Origin of the sequence: Paraprevotella xylaniphila YIT 11841 (assembly GCF_000205165.1) — a bacterium.
In the GTDB taxonomy this organism is placed as follows: domain Bacteria; phylum Bacteroidota; class Bacteroidia; order Bacteroidales; family Bacteroidaceae; genus Paraprevotella; species Paraprevotella xylaniphila.
In genome coordinates, this window is record NZ_GL883870.1 from 115370 (window position 1) to 132590 (window position 17221).

At 52.5% G+C, this 17221-nt stretch carries 11 protein-coding genes; 5 read left to right on the top strand and 6 right to left on the bottom strand.

The window, feature by feature from the left end; genetic code table 11:
• Window positions 1-64 precede the first annotated feature (64 nt).
• The 4 genes from recA to HMPREF9442_RS11645 all read right to left on the bottom strand — a co-directional run bounded on the left by recA (window position 65) and on the right by HMPREF9442_RS11645 (window position 3828).
• Window positions 65-1105, bottom strand: coding sequence for a recombinase RecA (gene recA / locus HMPREF9442_RS11630; RefSeq protein WP_040603023.1), 1041 nt, complete (start codon window positions 1103-1105; stop codon window positions 65-67).
• A gap of 80 nt (window positions 1106-1185) precedes the next feature.
• Window positions 1186-2379: a saccharopine dehydrogenase family protein gene (locus tag HMPREF9442_RS11635; protein ID WP_008628754.1), complete on the bottom strand. Its 1194-nt coding sequence runs from the start codon at window positions 2377-2379 to the stop codon at window positions 1186-1188.
• A gap of 154 nt (window positions 2380-2533) precedes the next feature.
• The gene (locus tag HMPREF9442_RS11640) at window positions 2534-3115 is read right to left on the bottom strand and encodes a DUF6621 family protein (protein WP_008628756.1); all 582 of its coding nucleotides are present in this window, start codon (window positions 3113-3115) and stop codon (window positions 2534-2536) included.
• 500 nt (window positions 3116-3615) lie between these two features.
• Window positions 3616-3828 carry a hypothetical protein gene (locus tag HMPREF9442_RS11645; RefSeq protein WP_040603024.1) on the bottom strand — a complete coding sequence of 71 codons (213 nt, stop codon included), beginning with the start codon at window positions 3826-3828 and terminating at the stop codon, window positions 3616-3618.
• A 200-nt stretch (window positions 3829-4028) separates the two neighbouring features.
• Here HMPREF9442_RS11645 and clpB point away from each other — a divergent pair, with 200 nt between their 5' ends.
• The 4 genes from clpB to HMPREF9442_RS11665 all read left to right on the top strand — a co-directional run bounded on the left by clpB (window position 4029) and on the right by HMPREF9442_RS11665 (window position 11916).
• Window positions 4029-6629 carry an ATP-dependent chaperone ClpB gene (gene clpB, locus HMPREF9442_RS11650; RefSeq protein ID WP_008628763.1) on the top strand — a complete coding sequence of 867 codons (2601 nt, stop codon included), beginning with the start codon at window positions 4029-4031 and terminating at the stop codon, window positions 6627-6629.
• Window positions 6630-6972: 343 nt separating this feature from the next.
• The gene (locus HMPREF9442_RS11655; protein WP_040603061.1) at window positions 6973-9291 is read left to right on the top strand and encodes a TonB-dependent receptor; all 2319 of its coding nucleotides are present in this window, start codon (window positions 6973-6975) and stop codon (window positions 9289-9291) included.
• Between the two features lie 33 nt (window positions 9292-9324).
• On the top strand, window positions 9325-10731 hold the full coding sequence (locus HMPREF9442_RS11660; RefSeq protein ID WP_008628769.1) for a DUF4374 domain-containing protein: 1407 nt from the start codon (window positions 9325-9327) through the stop codon (window positions 10729-10731).
• Window positions 10732-10740: 9 nt separating this feature from the next.
• Window positions 10741-11916 carry a PepSY-associated TM helix domain-containing protein gene (locus tag HMPREF9442_RS11665; RefSeq protein ID WP_008628780.1) on the top strand — a complete coding sequence of 392 codons (1176 nt, stop codon included), beginning with the start codon at window positions 10741-10743 and terminating at the stop codon, window positions 11914-11916.
• Window positions 11917-11989: 73 nt separating this feature from the next.
• Here the strand turns inward: HMPREF9442_RS11665 and HMPREF9442_RS11670 are convergent, their stop codons facing one another.
• Both HMPREF9442_RS11670 and HMPREF9442_RS11675 read right to left on the bottom strand, forming a co-directional pair.
• A complete protein-coding gene (locus HMPREF9442_RS11670; RefSeq protein WP_008628783.1) occupies window positions 11990-12787 on the bottom strand; it encodes an alpha-1,2-fucosyltransferase in 798 nt (265 codons plus the stop codon).
• A 17-nt stretch (window positions 12788-12804) separates the two neighbouring features.
• Window positions 12805-14301 (bottom strand): glycoside hydrolase family 10-like protein, encoded by a 1497-nt coding sequence (locus HMPREF9442_RS11675; protein ID WP_040603025.1) that lies wholly within the window; start codon window positions 14299-14301, stop codon window positions 12805-12807.
• Between the two features lie 99 nt (window positions 14302-14400).
• Between HMPREF9442_RS11675 and uvrA the strand changes: the two genes are divergently transcribed.
• Entirely contained in the window at window positions 14401-17208 is a 2808-nt protein-coding gene (uvrA, locus tag HMPREF9442_RS11680; RefSeq protein WP_008628786.1) for an excinuclease ABC subunit UvrA, read from the top strand.
• Window positions 17209-17221 lie beyond the last annotated feature (13 nt).

Sequence of the window (17221 nt, forward strand, 5' to 3'; positions counted from 1 at the left end):
CTTACAAATAAACGGAAAAGAACAGCCCTACGGCCATTCTTTTCGTTCATAAAAAGGGATATTGTCACGGATTGGAATTGGCATCCTGCAAGGCTGCCGCAATCAGTCCTTCCACTTCGTCACAGAGTTCGGGGTTATCTTTCAACATCTTTTTCACGGCATCCCGTCCCTGCCCTATCTTCGTGTCGTTGTAACTGTACCACGAACCGCTCTTCTTCAGAATGCCCAGTTCCGTACCCAAGTCCACGATTTCGCCGATTTTGGAAATGCCTTCTCCGAAAGTGATTTCAAATTCAGCCTTACGGAAAGGAGGTGCCACCTTGTTTTTCACCACTTTCACGCGCACTTGGTTTCCAATCACCTCGTCGCCGTCCTTGATGCTCGTCACACGGCGGATGTCCAAGCGTACGCTGGCATAAAACTTCAAAGCGTTACCGCCGGTCGTCGTCTCCGGATTACCGAACATCACGCCGATTTTCTCACGCAACTGGTTGATGAAAATACAAGTGGTGTTCGTCTTGTTGATCGTGGAGGTCAGTTTGCGCAAGGCCTGGCTCATCAAGCGGGCCTGCAGGCCGACCTTGTTGTCCCCCATGTCACCCTCGATTTCGGCCTTCGGCGTCAAGGCTGCCACGGAGTCTATCACGATAATGTCAATGGCCGACGAACGGATCAACTGGTCGGCTATTTCCAATGCCTGCTCCCCGTTGTCCGGCTGTGAAATCCACAAATTGTCCACGTCCACGCCCAACTTGGCGGCATAAAAGCGGTCGAAGGCGTGTTCCGCATCGATAAACGCGGCTATCCCGCCGGCTTTCTGCGCCTCGGCGATGGCATGGATGGCCAAGGTCGTTTTACCGGAACTTTCCGGACCGTAAATCTCTATGATACGTCCGCGAGGGTATCCCCCCACGCCCAAAGCGGCATTCAAAGCGATGGATCCCGTAGGAATCACATCCACTTGTTCCACGTGGTCATCGCCCAGTTTCATGATAGAACCCTTTCCGAAGTTCTTCTCTATCTTGTCCATTGCAGCCTGCAAGGCCTTCAGCTTTTCCGTATTCGGCCCCGCAAACAAAACTGCTTCTTCTTCTTTCTTTGCCATATTCTTTTTTATAATCAAATCATCTATGTTCCACCTCCCCACAGCACCCCGGCAAGGGATGCCTTCCGGGAAATGCAGGATTAAAGTTCAAGGTCGCCGTTGAACACTTCGTGCCACGGAAGCCCGTCCTTGTTCAACTCCTCCATGAACGGATCCGGGTCGAACTCTTCCACATTCCACACACCGGGCTTCTTCCAGATGCCTTTCAGGAACATCATGGCCCCGATCATGGCCGGCACGCCCGTCGTATAGCTAACCCCCTGCATGCCGGTCTCCAGATAAGCGGCATGATGGCTGCAATTATTGTACACGTAATAAGTCAGTTCTTTTCCGTCCTTCACCCCACGGATACGGCAACCGATACTGGTCTCGCCTTCATAGTTTTCACCCAAATCCTGCGGGTTGGGCAACACGGCCTTGAGGAACTGCAACGGAACGATTTTCACCCCATTGTAATCCACCTCGTCTATGCGTGCCATACCGATATTCTGAATCACGCGCAGGTGCGTAAGGTATTCCTGTCCGAAAGTCATCCAGAAACGGGCCCGCTTGATGGTCGGGAAGTTCTTCACCAACGATTCGAGCTCTTCGTGGAACAACAGATAAGAGTCACGCGGACCGATGTTCGGATACGTCAGGTCCTTATGGATTTCCATAGGCTTCGTCTCCACCCACTGCCCGTTCTCGTAATAACGTCCGTTCTGCGTGATTTCGCGGATGTTGATTTCCGGATTGAAGTTTGTGGCAAAAGCCTTATGATGGTTTCCGGCATTGCAGTCCACGATGTCCAGGTAATGGATTTCATCGAAATAATGTTTGGCCGCGTATGCCGTATACACACCGGAAACGCCCGGGTCGAAACCGCACCCTAAGATGGCGGTCAGTCCGGCCTCCTCGAAACGTTTCTTGTAGGCCCACTGCCAACTGTATTCAAAATGAGCCACGTCCTTCGGCTCGTAATTTGCCGTATCCAGATAATTGCACCCGGTTTGCAGGCAAGCTTCCATAATGGTCAAGTCCTGATAAGGCAAGGCCAGGTTCATCACCATGTCCGGCTTGTAACCGTTCAGCAGTTCCACCAACTCTTCCACGTTGTCGGCATCCACCTTTGCCGTTTGGATAGACGGGTTCCCGATGGCCTTCACGATGGCGTCGCATTTGGCCTTCGTACGGCTGGCAATCATGATTTCGTCAAACACTTCCGGATGCTGGGCCACTTTGTGCGCTGCTACCGTGGCCACACCGCCGGCACCGATAATTAAAACTTTTCCCATTTTTTGAATTCGGTATTATAATTAAATATGTATAGGATGCAAAGTTAATGACTTTTTCCAAGAAGCAAAGAAAAAGCCTGTTTTTTTGATTTTTATTTGAATTAGATAATTTGCCCACGCTCGGCAGACTCGAACAAGTTCGGTCTGTTCTCGCTTAATCGCAAATTTCGTCCCCTCTGATGCCCAACGCATTCATCAACGAATAACCGAGGATCTCCTGCCGGAACCCTCTCCCGGCCTGAGGCTCCATGGCCAACAACGTGACGTCCTTGCCCTCGGCCCGGCCCAAAATCTCGCGTACTCGAAGACCGTATTTCTCCACGTCCGGCACGATGACCAGTCGTTTGATACCTTTCTCGTCGACCAACGCCTCGAGCGACTGCAAATAGAGGGCATCTCCGTCCACCAAGTTCTCCACCTGTACGGAACTCAATTTGAACTCCCCCAAATGCCCGTCGCAGAACGCCTTGCCGTCAAGCTCGGCCTCGAAGTCCGAGGGCGTGAAGTTGTCCAAGGCTTTCCGCCCCTTGCCGTGGATAAACACGACCTGTATGTCGTTCTTCCCCTCGCCGACTCCCCCGTCCAAAGCCGCGCAAACCAACCATTGCGCCAAGTCGGCTTTAGGAATCGGACGGTTCAGCATCCGCTCGAAATTCACGATTAAATTGAACGCCACGGCATCCACGTAATCCGCATCCACCAGAATGACATTCTCACTCCATTTCGTTTTTTCCATTTTATGTAGTACTGTTTTCCGTTTACAAAGATAGCGAAAGGCGAGCGCAGTTCCAAGCCAAAAGCTTGCTTTTGAACGAAAGACTGCCGAGCCGCATCCTATCTTCGTGAAACAAAGATAAACAAAGGCAGGTGCAGAGGCAAACGAAAACGAAGTTTTCTTGTGACCCACTCTGCCTTTTTGCTTTCAAAATGACAGCAAAAAGACAATACGGTACAGCGATAAAACCTTTATAAATCATGGTTCCAGACGTTTTCGGGACGTTTCCAGACACATTTTTTCACACTTGAAGTTCGTTTTTTTATCTTTTTAAGCCTAAACGCGTTTCAATCTCAAGAGATTGATTTTCCATTCGGCTGAAAAAACATTTTTTTTCTCCGCATGTCGTACGGGAAATGTCCGTACATGGAAGCGGAAAGCACCTGAAAACGACGTGGGAAAAGCTTTTTCCGGCTCGATTTCATTCTATTTGAAACATTTCCACCTGTAAAAAACGGATATCAAAATGCCACGTCCGTCCGGTTTGTGCTACCACCTCCTCCACTCTCCTGCGCAGAACCTTGCCACCCGGCTTTCCGGATGTTACCGGTAAGCCCCCTGTAGCTGACAAACAGCTTCTCCGCCACCCTTGCGAGAATCGCGTATTTCCGAAGCCACCCTGACAAGGACGCAAATAACGGATTCTCATGAAGGCCGATTTGACTTTTTGACAAAGAGGCTTATCTCTTTTATGAAACCACATCTGCCGATTCCGTCAGCCCGCGAAGCGTTCCGCCTGCCATATTTTCATCTTTCATGACATTTTGTCAGTCTACGCCTTATGGCAAACATTTTGATACGAGATAAGTGTGGCTCGACAACGCCACGTTGGGAAACAGAAAAATAAACAATTAAATATAGAAAGGAAACAACCATGACTTTTGACAAATTTACCATTAAGGCTCAAGAGGCCATTCAGGAAGCCGTCAACCTTGTACAGGCAAGGGGACAGCAAGCCATCGAACCGGAACACTTGTTGGCCGGCATCCTCAAAGTGGGAGAAAATGTCACGAATTTCCTCTTTCAGAAATTAGGAGTCAACAGCCGGCAAATCGAACAGGTACTGGAAAGCCAGATTGCTTCGCTGCCAAAGGTCCAGGGGGGCGAACCTTACCTGAGCCGTGAAAGCAATGAAGTGCTGACACGGGCACAGGATTACGCTTCCAAGGGCGGAGACGAGTTCGTCTCGCTCGAACCGATGCTTCTGGCTTTGCTGAACGTGAAAAGCACGGCCTCCAGAATACTGAAGGACGCAGGCATCACCGAAAAGGAACTGGCATCTGCCGTCAACGAACTGCGAAAAGGGGAAAAAGTGACTTCTCAAAACAGTGAAGACACTTATCAGGCGCTCAACAAGTATGCCAAGAATCTCATCGAAGAAGCGCGGAGCGGAAAGCTCGACCCGGTCATCGGACGGGACGAAGAGATACGGCGCGTGCTGCAAATCCTGAGCCGACGTACGAAGAACAACCCGATATTAATCGGCGAACCGGGTACGGGCAAGACGGCCATCGTGGAAGGACTGGCCCATCGTATCCTGCGGGGCGACGTGCCGGAGAACCTGAAAGACAAACAACTCTACTCCCTCGACATGGGTGCGCTGATCGCCGGTGCCAAATACAAAGGAGAGTTTGAGGAACGTCTGAAATCCGTCATCAACGAAGTGACGAAAAGCGAAGGGCGCATCATCCTCTTCATCGACGAAATCCACACGTTGGTGGGCGCAGGAAAGGGCGAGGGTGCCATGGATGCCGCCAACATCCTGAAGCCTGCCTTGGCACGGGGCGAGTTGCGGAGCATCGGTGCCACCACGTTGGACGAATACCAGAAGTACTTCGAGAAGGACAAGGCACTGGAACGCCGTTTCCAGACGGTCATGGTCAACGAGCCGGACACGCTCAGCACCATTTCCATCCTGAGGGGGCTGAAGGAAAGGTATGAGAACCACCACAAGGTGCGTATCCAAGACGATGCCATCATCGCCGCCGTGGAACTTTCCAACCGCTATATCACCGACCGTTTCCTCCCGGACAAGGCCATCGACCTGATGGACGAGGCGGCAGCCAAACTTCGTATGGAACGTGACTCCGTACCGGAAGAACTGGACGAAATCGAACGCAGGTTGAAACAGTTGGAAATCGAACGCGAGGCCATCAAACGGGAAAACGACCAGCCCAAGCTGGAACAACTGAGCAAGGAGATTGCCGAACTGAAAGAACAGGAAAGCAGCTACAAGGCCAAATGGGAAGCTGAACGCGGACTGGTGAACAAAATCCAACAGAACAAACAGCAGATTGAGCAGTTGAAGTTCGAAGCCGAACGGGCCGAACGCGAAGGCGACTATGGCAAGGTGGCCGAAATCCGCTACGGCAAGCTCAAGGCACTGGAGGACGAAATCAACCGGATACAAGACCAGTTAAAGGACACGCAGGGCGGAGACGCGATGATTAAAGAGGAAGTGACCTCGGAAGACATCGCCGACGTGGTAAGCCGTTGGACGGGCATTCCCGTGAGCAAGATGCTGCAAAGCGAACGCGAGAAGTTGCTCCATCTGGAAGAGGAACTCCACAAACGGGTCATCGGGCAGGACGAGGCCATACAGGCCGTGAGCGATGCCGTGCGGCGCAGCCGTGCGGGACTGCAAGACCCGAAACGCCCCATCGGCTCGTTCATCTTCTTGGGAACGACCGGTGTAGGCAAGACCGAACTGGCCAAGGCTTTGGCCGAATACCTCTTCGACGACGAGACGCTGATGACGCGTATCGACATGTCGGAATACCAAGAGAAATTCAGCGTGAGCCGGTTGATCGGTGCGCCTCCGGGATACGTAGGGTACGACGAGGGCGGACAACTCACGGAAGCCGTACGCCGCAAACCTTATTCGGTGGTTTTGTTCGACGAGATAGAAAAGGCACACCCGGACGTATTCAACATCCTCTTGCAAGTGCTCGACGACGGCCGTCTGACCGACAATAAGGGACGCGTGGTGAATTTCAAGAACACCATCATCATCATGACGAGCAACCTGGGAAGCGGTTACATCCAGAGCCAGTTCGAGAAACTGGCACCGGAGACCGGCGCACAAGCCCGCGAAGCCCTCATAGAGGAGACGAAAAAAGAGGTGCTCGGCATGCTGAAGAAGACCATCCGTCCGGAGTTCCTGAACCGTATCGACGAGACCATCATGTTCTTGCCGCTCACACAGGAACAAATCAAACAGGTGGTGCGCCTGCAAATCAACGGCATCACCAAGATGTTGGAGGGCAACGGCGTAGCCTTGCAACTGACCGATGCCGCCCTGGACTTCCTGGCCGATGCGGGTTACGATCCCGAGTTCGGTGCCCGTCCGGTCAAACGGGCCATCCAGCGTTACCTGCTGAACGACTTGTCGAAGACCATGTTGGCACAGCACATCGACCGGACGAGACCCATCATCGTGGATGCGGACGGAAACGGATTGGTGTTCAGAAACTAAGCATAAACAAAGAGCGGGAATGTGAGGCCACACATTCCCGCTCTTTTTGTTCGTTTTTCACAATATACTTACTTTCAAGTATCCATGTGTCCATTCCTCTGCTGACATAACCTTGTAAAACAATCAAGCAACACCACAATACCCAAAAACAAGTATTTTCCAATCCGGCAAATTACCGACTTTCCACGATTGCAAGACACGCTTTCCAAGTCGTATCTTTGCATTCGCAAAACAAACCTCCTAAACTCATCAAACATTGAAAACGGTAATCAGATTGTTAAGCCTTACATTGGTATTTATTACGGGAATAGGCCACCTTTCAGGACAAGCCCAAAAACAGGCCATGGTCTCAGGCAAGGTCATCTCCACTTCTAACGAAATCATGGACTTTGCCACCGTACAAGTCAAAGGAACTTCTATCGGAACACGTCCCAATGAAAAAGGAATCTATCATTTGAAAGTCGACGCGGGAAAACACACATTGGTGTTTAAGGCTATGGGATACGCCACGGTGGAACGTACCGTCACTCTCCAGGCCGGCGAACGCCAGAAGTTGAATATCAAAATGCACCAAAAAGATATGGAACTGGCCGAAGTGAAAGTGGAAGCCAGCCACGTGGGCCGCATCAACAAATCGGCATTCAACGCAGTGGCCGTAGACTTGAAAAGCATGGCCGGACTGAACAAGAACCTGGCCGAGGTGCTGACCACCGTTCCGGGCGTCAAGCTGCGCGAGACGGGCGGAATGGGTTCGGACATGCAACTCATGCTCGACGGTTTTACGGGCAAACACGTCAAGGTCTTTATCGACGGCGTACCGCAGGAAGGAGCCGGAACGGCCCTCAATCTGAACAACCTGCCGGTGAACTTCGCCGAACGCATCGAGGTCTACCGCGGAGTGGTTCCCGTCGGTTTCGGTACCGATGCCTTGGGCGGGGTCATCAATATCGTCACCAACCAAAGGAAACTCGGTTGGTTTGCCGATGCCTCTTATTCTTACGGCTCGTTCAACACCCACAAATCTTTCGTCAACTTCGGCCAGTCGTTCAAGAACGGCCTGCTGTATGAAATCAACGCTTTCCAGAATTTCTCGGACAACAACTATTACATTGATTACTACGTTACGGAATTCAGCGACGACGGCATTTCGGAGAACACCGACAAGACGAAGATTTACCATATAAAACGTTTCAACGACCGTTTCCACAACGAAGCCGTGAGCGGCAAAATCGGGGTGACCGACAAGAAATGGGCCGACCGCCTGATGCTGGGCTTCAGCTACACCCACTTTTATAAGGAAATACAAAACGGAGTATTGCAGAAAGTCGTGTTCGGAGAAAAACACCGTCATGGCTTCTCGTTCATCCCCTCTTTGGAATACCGCAAACGCAACTTGTGGGTCGAGGGACTCGATGTCATGGCCAATGTCAACTACAACCACAACATCACCCACAACATAGATACGGCATCTTACAAATACAACTGGTTGGGACAACGGAAATATACCGGCGTGCCGGGGGAGCAATCCAACCAGAACAACGAGGCCAAGAACAAGAACTGGAACGGTACGCTCACGGCCAACTACCGCATCGGCCACGCCCATTTGGTCACGTTCAACCATGTGCTGAGCACTTTTGAACGCACCACCCGTTCGTACGTTTCAGGAAGTTCGCGCCTTTCGGACTTCACCATCCCCAAGCGTTCCCGCAAGAACGTCACGGGACTGTCTTACCGCTTCATGCCTACAGAGAAATGGAACGCCACGGTGTTCGGCAAGTATTACAACCAATACAACGAAGGCCCCGTATCCCAAAGCGACGACGGTATCGGCAACTACATACAGATGTCGCAAAAGACGAGTGCTTTCGGCTACGGGGCCGCAGGGACTTACTTCATCCTGAAAAACCTGCAGGCCAAGTTGTCATACGAGAAAGCTTACCGCCTGCCCTCGACCGACGAACTTTTCGGCGACGAAGACCTGGAAGCCGGGCGGGCGAACCTGCGTCCCGAAAAAAGCGACAATGTCAACTTCAACCTCGGCTACACTCCGCGATTCGGCAAACACGGACTGTACATGGAGGGAAGCCTCATCTACCGCGACACGAAGGATTACATCCGTCGCGGATTGGACAACGTGGGCGGCATGGACTTCGGATTCAACGAGAACCACGGACGGGTCAAGACCAAAGGGTACAATGTCTCCTTGCGTTACAGCTATGCGGACTGGTTCAGCTTGGGCGGGACGTTCAACAGCATGGACGCCATCGACCGTGAGAAACGGTTGGCCGAAGGCACGGGGCAGGCTTCGCTGACCTACGGACAGCGCATCCCCAACCAACCCTACCGCTACGCCAATTTCGACGCGTCGTTCTACTGGCATGACTTGTTCGGCAAAGGCAACATGCTCTCGCTCACCTACGACAGCTATTACCAACACGAGTTCCCCTTGTACTGGGAAGACTTCGGCGACCCGGACACCAAAGCACGCGTCCCCGAACAGTTCTCCCACAACCTCACGCTGAATTACAGTGTGGCCAAGGGACGTTACAACTTTTCACTCGAATGCCGTAACCTGACGGACGAAAAGCTTTACGACAATTACAGCCTGCAAAAGGCCGGACGGGCTTTCTATGGAAAGGTAAGAGTATACTTCGGGAAATAAACAGCATCATTCACTCAATAAATAATTAAAAACATGGAAAAAAGATTCTTCACTTGGGCGCTTGCTGCCGCCCTCTGCGCCGGTGGCGCATTGACTTCGTGCAGCGACGACGACACCACTCCCGGCGGAGGCAATGGCAATGGCGGCGCCACGGCTCCGGGTACAAGCAAATACGTCATTGCAGCCAAGGCAGACGAAGGTACTTATCTCGTCACCAGCGAGACACTCGACGAAGGTAGCGTGACGGTATTGGGCAACGGCACGGAAGCCATCGGTGCATCCTACTGGGTATTTTACGGGCAGCAATACCTCTTCGGCTTGCAATATAACGATGGAAATGCGGGTACCGGAGCCTCTTATGTCCTGAACGCCACAACCGGAAAAGTAAAAGAAGCACGGGAATATACGTTCAACCGTGTAACGACATACGGGACATGGGGAGACAATGTCATCACGTCTTCCACCAACGATGGCTCGAAAGAGAAAGATTCCAAAGGCCATTATGCCAAATATTTGCAGTTCAACTATCTAAACGTACATACCGGTAATACGACAACAGGTACGCGCATCGCGGAAAACTTCCTGGGTAACGGAGAAATCGTCAGCTTTGCCGGTTTCGTAGAAGCCAACGGCAAGCTCTACACCTCGGTAGTCCCCATGGGCATGAGCCACTACGGCGTGAACACCTACCCCGAAAAAGTCACGGATCAAGCCCTCATAGCAACCCAAGACGGGGGGAGCGGTTCCGGAAAATATACAGCCGGGCAAATCCCTTCGACCCAATATCCGGACAAGGCTTTCATAGCTATTTACAGTGGGGACAGCTTCAACGATACTCCGGTCATTGCGGAAACCGATAAGATTGGCTTCGCCTGCGGACGTATGAAATCACAATACTATCAAACCATTTGGGCAGCGGACAACGGTGACCTTTATGTATTCTCTCCGGGCTACGGACGTACGGCCACCTCTTCTGCCGACCTGAAGAAAGTCACAGGACAACTGCCTTCGGGCGTTGTCCGCATCAAGGCCGGCCAGACCACTTTCGACCCAGATTACTACTATAACCTCGAGTCACAAGGCACCGGACATCCGATGTTCCGTTGTTGGCATATCACGGCCGACTATTTCTTGCTTCAGATGTACAGCGAAGGAACGATGAGCGGCAAGAATGCACCGACCAAAGAATTGGCCGTATTCAAGGGCCAAAGCGGCACGCTGACCCAAGTAACCGAGGGATTGCCGGCCCAAGACAAGATTTCGTCTTTCGGTATTCCTTTCAGCGACAATGGCGTAGCCTACATTCCGGTCACGACCACAGACGGCGACGCTCCGGCACTCTACAAGATAGACCCGGCCACGGCTAAAGCCACCAAAGGATTGACCATCATTACCCACAACAGCGTGTCGGCCATCGGCAAACTGTCTGCTACGAACTAATTTTGGGATATGAGAAAAACATTCGCCAAGATTCACCTTTGGTTTTCCCTTCCATTCGGCATCATTATCAGCGTCGTCTGCCTTTCGGGGGCGGCGTTGGTATTTGAGCAGGATGTCACCCGTGCCTTGAATCCCGGCTTTTACCGGGTCGAAGCAGAGGACGGGGCAAAGCCGCTCACGCCTTCCGAACTGGTCACGAAGCTCGGCATGCAACTTCCGGACTCATTGCAGATTTCCGGCCTGCAAATGTCAGGCGACCCGGAAGAAGCCTGGATGGTCAGCTTTGAGCACTTAAACCGCAAGACGCTAAGCGTAAACCCTTACACCGGCGAGATAAACGGATGGAACAAAAGCTATCCTTTCTTTCAGATCATGCGCAAACTTCATCGTTGGCTAATGGATGTCCCGCCCCGGAAAGGAGACAAGACCGTGGGTAAAACGATCGTCGGTATCACTACGTTGGTCTTCGTTGCGATACTCATCAGTGGTGTGGTGATTTGGATACCGAAAACCAAAAAGGCTCTGAAAAACCGCCTTCAAGTATCCTGCAACAAAGGATGGCGGCGTTTCTGGTACGACAGTCACGTATCGCTCGGTTTCTACGCCACACCATTCCTCCTCGTCATGGCACTGACCGGGCTTACCTGGTCGTTCACTTGGTACCGCACTGCCGCCTATTCCCTTTTCGGTGGCACCGCGCCAAAAGAGGAAAACACGCCTCGACCGGAATTTCAGCAAAAGGGACGGAAAGATACCGCAAAACAGTCCTGGCCGGAAAGACAGCAGCATATCAGGGGAGAAAAAGGCCGGGAAGGAAACACTTTCAATTATGCCGTATGGGACAAAGCCGCAGACGCTGTCCGCCAGATTTATCCGACCTACAAGTCGGTCAAACTGGCTACGGAAGGCATAGAAGTAGCCCCCAACCCGAATACCGACCGTCGTCAAACGGATAAAATACAATTTGACCCGCAAACAGGTCGCCTCGGTTCCATAACCTATTATAAGGATGCCCCGGCCTCACAGACGCTGAAAGGTTGGTTTTATGCCTTCCACACCGGCTCCTGGGGCGGCCTATGGACCAAGGTGCTTTATTTCCTGGCTGCTTTCATCGGAGGGATTCTCCCGCTCAGCGGCTATTACTTGTGGTACAAACGAAAGTTCTCGTCTCGACGGAAACGTTAACACCTTCATTCTACGTAATGCACACGTCCCCGGGAAATCCCAAACGGAAATTCCCGGGGACGTATCTTATATCCTATAACCCGACCCACTCCTCCGAAAAAATAGGCGGAGTGATCCATGTCGGGTCGCGGAACCACCGACGAGGATAGATTTTCATACCGTTGCCGTCTACGGCCAAATATGCCCCCCAAAAGCTGAACGTGGAATTGGAAATGATATGCCCACGACACAAAGTCATCAAATATAAATCCATGTAGTCGGGCATCAGTTCCGTATGTTCCACATATACGGCATCCTCCATCCAAAGATTCTCCCTCACCCATTCCATATCATCGGAAAAGAAAAAGAAACGCGCATCGGGCCTCTTCTTTCTGACATAAGCAATGGCTTGCCGGAAATAGTCCACTCCGCATAAAACGAAACTCGAGTTCGAAGGATGCAAATAATCTCCGCGCCTCACGTGTACCGATACCGGGTAATCCACGGCTCTTATCATCTGTACGAAACCACTCTGCAGTTCTGCCAAAAACTGACGGAAAGAGAAGTAACGACGAGCATTCGGTATAAAACGCCGATGCTGGCTGTAATCGTCTATCAACACGGCATCGGGCTTCTCATCATCATACAGCCTTTTCAAAACTCCTATGGCACGACAGATCTTGAGCCCCCAAACCACCAGTCTTATCCCCCACGGACAGGAAGGCAATTCCAGTTCAAAACAATCGGAAAGCCTCAATCCATCATGCTGTTTCAACCTACGGCGGTCGTAAAACAGATAAACCTTACCGTTTCCGGAGTCCATCAAATCCCGGAAACGACAATATTCAAACATCTGGTTCCCCAGTCCTCCTTTCAGACAAACGATTTTCATGCCGTCCGCATACAATTCTAAAGACGTATTTTCTTCTTCACCTTTTTCGACTCGTTTTGCAGACGGTCGAGTGCCGTCACCACATACGTATATTTCCGGTTTCCGTCCTCGTACGGCAGTTTATAGAAAGTGTTCGGCGTAATCGCCACGATATTCTCGGCATATTCCAAATCTACAGGCTCGCCCTCGGCAAAACGGTAAACCACGTATTGACACGCACGGTCCATCTCGCCTTTTCCCCTTGGCGCACGCCAAAACAGCATGTAGCCGTCTTCCGTCCACAAGGCAGTCAGCTTGCGCACCTTCTTCGGCCGCTTGTGGTCTATCCACGGCATCTCAGGCTGCAAAGCCGGATAACGGTGGTAATAGTTGCGCAACATCGTGCCATAGTTTCCTTTGTTGTCCACCACGGCCTTGGCATACCATTGGCAACTGCCCTCGATGTTAGGCAGCGAACGTTGCAAGGCCATCTTGCGCTCCATCTGGTGTTTGTTCGGGTCCACGGGGTCGGCTTTGGCTACCGTGCGGTCCACGTCCTGCCCGATGATGAGCGGCCTGTGGCCGGCATGCTCGCTCCACCAACGTATCAGTGTATCATAATCTGCTGCGGAATGCCCGATTTCCCAATACACCTGAGGAATGTTATAATCCACCCAACCTTCCTTCACCCACTTCAGCACATCAGCATAGAGATCGTCATAGTTCTGCAGTCCGCGCGTATTGCTGCCGTTCTCCGGGTCGCTCTTCAAGTTACGGTAAATACCGAAAGGAGACACGCCGAACTTCACCCAAGGCTTCACGGCATGGATGCAGTCGTGCAACTGGCGGATGAAAAGGTTCACGTTCTCCCGCCGCCAGTCATCGCGGTTCATCCCGTTCCCGTAACGCGCATACGTCTGGTCGTCCGGGATGCGCAAACCGCTTTCGGGATAAGGATAAAAGTAATCGTCGATATGAATGCCATCCACGTCATAACGCAACAGGATGTCCGTCACGACGTTGCAAATGTAGTCCCGGTTCTCAGGCATCCCCGGATCCATAATCAGTTGTTCGCCATACCAGAAATACCGCCCGGGATGCTTTCTGTAATCATGTGTGGCAGCCAGTTCCTTCGTACCCTTCGTTTTGGCCCGGTAAGGATTGATCCAGGCATGCAGCTCCATACCCCGTGCATGACATTGGGCTATCATCCATTGCAACGGATCCCAATAGGGAGAAGGCGGCGTGCCTTGCTTTCCGGTCAGATAACGGCTCCACGGTTCGAAGCTGCTGGCATAAAGCGCGTCGAACTCGGGGCGCACCTGAAACAGTATGGCATTGATACCGCACTTTTGCAGTTCATTCAACTGGTACGTCAGCGTACGCTGCATCTCTGCCGTACCCAACCCCATAAACTGATAGTTCACACACTGTATCCATGCGCCGCGAAACTCCCGTTTGGGCGACAACTGGGCCTGCAACGCAAAGCTGCAAAGCCACATCATCAAAAGCAAAAGTGATTTTTTATTCATCATACACGTTATTTCCGTGCAAAAATACAATAAAAATCCATCATGCCTTTGCCAAACATTGACTAACTTTGCAAACATAAGGACAATTAACGAAAACAACTGATGAACGACTACATACACATCAAGGGGGCAAGGGTGAACAACCTGAAGAATATCGACCTGGACATTCCGCGCAATAAACTGATTGTCATCACCGGCCTGTCCGGATCGGGCAAGTCTTCGCTAGCGTTCGACACGCTCTACGCCGAAGGACAGCGACGCTACGTGGAGAGCCTGTCGGCTTACGCCCGGCAGTTTCTCGGACGAATGAGCAAACCGGAATGCGACTACATCAAAGGCATCCCGCCCGCCATCGCCATCGAGCAAAAGGTGAGCAGCCGCAATCCCCGTTCCACCGTAGGGACTTCCACTGAAATTTACGAGTACCTGCGCCTGTTGTATGCCCGTATCGGGCACACTTTCTCCCCCGTGAGCGGTCAGGAAGTGAAAAAAAACACCACGGAAGACGTAGTGCAATGTATGTTGTCCTACTCCAAAGGCACGCGCTTCACCGTACTCGCCCCGTTGCAGGTCCGTGAAGGACGTACCCTTCAAGAGCAACTGGACAGCGACTTCAAGCAAGGATTCTCGCGCATCGAAGTGGACGGCGAGGTCGTGCGCATCGAAGACTTCATGTTGGAACTGTCCTCGGACCCGTCGAAAGGCGAACACCGCACCATCCATCTGCTCATCGACCGCATGAGTTGCGATGACAGCAAAGACAGTATTTCCCGACTGACAGACTCGGCCGAAACCGCCTTTTATGAAGGGAACGGGCAATGTATGCTGCGCATCGTGCCGTCGGGTATCCTGCACTCCTTTTCCACACGTTTTGAAGCGGACGGCATCACGTTCGAGGAACCGACGGACAATTTGTTCGCCTTCAACTCGCCGGTCGGTGCCTGCCCCGTATGCGAGGGATTCGGACGGGTCATCGGCATCGACGAAAAGTTGGTCATCCCCAACTCGGCCCTCAGCGTGTACGACGGAGCCGTGGTCTGTTGGCGCGGAGAAAAGATGGGCGAATGGAAAACGGAGTTCTGCCGTAGGGCTCAGAAAGTGAACTTCCCTATTTTTGAACCCTATTACAAGTTGACCCGGGAACAAAAAGATTATCTATGGCACGGGACGGCCGGTGCTTCATCGCCCGATGAGGAAGTCTGCATCGACAACTTCTTCAAGATGTTGGAAAAAGACCAATACAAAATACAGAACCGCGTCATGTTGGCGCGTTACCGGGGCAAGACGATCTGCCCACAATGCCACGGCACGCGCCTGCGTCCCGAAGCCGGATATGTGAAAGTGGGCGGGCGGGCCATTTCGGATTTGGTAGACCTGCCCGTCACCGAACTGAAGAAGTTCTTCGACACGCTGACGCTCACCGCCCACGAGGCGGAAGTGGGCAAACGCCTACTCACAGAAATCAACAACCGCATCCGTTTCCTGCTCGACGTAGGACTGGGATACCTCACCCTGAACCGCCTGAGCAACACGCTTTCGGGCGGCGAAAGCCAACGCATCAACCTGGCCACGTCATTGGGCAGCAGCCTGGTGGGTTCGCTCTATATCTTAGACGAACCGAGCATCGGACTACACAGCCGCGACACGGACAAACTCATCCGTGTGCTCCGGCAATTACAACAATTAGGCAACACGGTCATCGTGGTAGAACATGACGAGGAAATCATCCGTGCGGCAGACTACATCATCGACATCGGACCGCAGGCCGGACGATTGGGCGGTGAGGTGGTGTTCCAAGGCGACCTACAGCAGATGTTGGCCGAGAAACCGCAGGACACACGGAGCTACACCGTGAAATACCTGACGGGGCAGGAAACCATCGCCTTGCCGGACAGCGTACGCCCATGGACAAACTATATCGAAGTGAAAGGCGCACGGGCCAACAACCTGCGCGGCATCGACGTACGCTTCCCGCTCAACGTCATGACGGTGGTCACGGGAGTCAGCGGCTCAGGCAAGTCCACCCTCGTGCGCGACATCTTCTACCGTGCCATGAAAAGGCAGTTCGACGAAGTGGCAGACCGCCCGGGAGAGTTCCTCGGACTGGAAGGCGACCTGCAAATGGTAAAAAATATCGAGTTCGTGGACCAGAACCCCATCGGAAAATCCTCGCGCAGCAACCCCGTCACTTATATCAAGGCTTACGACGAGATACGCAAACTGTTCGCTGCACAACCGCTGTCCCAGCAAATGGGTTTCACGCCCGGCTTCTTCTCTTTCAACACCGAAGGCGGACGTTGCGAGGAATGCAAGGGCGAAGGGACAGTCACGGTGGAAATGCAGTTCATGGCCGACCTCGTGCTGGAATGCGAGTCATGCCACGGCAAACGGTTCAAAAGCGACCTGTTGGAGGTGAAATTCGGCGGGCAGAACATTTACGACGTGCTCAACATGACAGTGAACCAAGCCATCGAGTTCTTCGACGCACAGGGGCAAGCCAAGATTTCCAAAAAGCTCAAACCACTACAAGACGTGGGACTGGGCTACATCAAGTTGGGACAATCGTCCAACACCCTATCGGGCGGCGAGAACCAACGCGTGAAACTGGCCTACTATCTCGGCATGGAAAAGGTGGAACCTACCATTTTCATCTTCGACGAACCGACCACGGGACTGCATTTCCATGACATCAAACGCCTGTTGGCGGCTTTCGACGCCCTCATCCTGCGCGGCCACACGCTCGTCATCATCGAACACAACATGGATGTCATAAAATGTGCCGACCACATCATCGACCTCGGTCCGGAAGGAGGCGCGCAAGGCGGCAACGTGGTCGTGTGCGGCACACCGCACGAAGTAGCGGCCTGCCCGGACAGCTATACGGGCCGCTACCTGAAAGAAAAGCTCTGAAGTCCGGCCTGAC

Bases quoted from the DNA above. Each gene is read 5' to 3' on its own strand.
- recA (WP_040603023.1), bottom strand. From the start codon at position 1,105: ATGGCAAAGAAAGAAGAAGAAGCAGTTTTGTTTGCGGGGCCGAATACG.
- HMPREF9442_RS11635 (WP_008628754.1), bottom strand. From the start codon at position 2,379: ATGGGAAAAGTTTTAATTATCGGTGCCGGCGGTGTGGCCACGGTAGCA.
- HMPREF9442_RS11640 (WP_008628756.1), bottom strand. From the start codon at position 3,115: ATGGAAAAAACGAAATGGAGTGAGAATGTCATTCTGGTGGATGCGGAT.
- clpB (WP_008628763.1), top strand. From the start codon at position 4,029: ATGACTTTTGACAAATTTACCATTAAGGCTCAAGAGGCCATTCAGGAA.
- HMPREF9442_RS11655 (WP_040603061.1), top strand. From the start codon at position 6,973: ATGGTCTCAGGCAAGGTCATCTCCACTTCTAACGAAATCATGGACTTT.
- HMPREF9442_RS11660 (WP_008628769.1), top strand. From the start codon at position 9,325: ATGGAAAAAAGATTCTTCACTTGGGCGCTTGCTGCCGCCCTCTGCGCC.
- HMPREF9442_RS11665 (WP_008628780.1), top strand. From the start codon at position 10,741: ATGAGAAAAACATTCGCCAAGATTCACCTTTGGTTTTCCCTTCCATTC.
- HMPREF9442_RS11670 (WP_008628783.1), bottom strand. From the start codon at position 12,787: ATGAAAATCGTTTGTCTGAAAGGAGGACTGGGGAACCAGATGTTTGAA.
- HMPREF9442_RS11675 (WP_040603025.1), bottom strand. From the start codon at position 14,301: ATGATGAATAAAAAATCACTTTTGCTTTTGATGATGTGGCTTTGCAGC.
- uvrA (WP_008628786.1), top strand. From the start codon at position 14,401: ATGAACGACTACATACACATCAAGGGGGCAAGGGTGAACAACCTGAAG.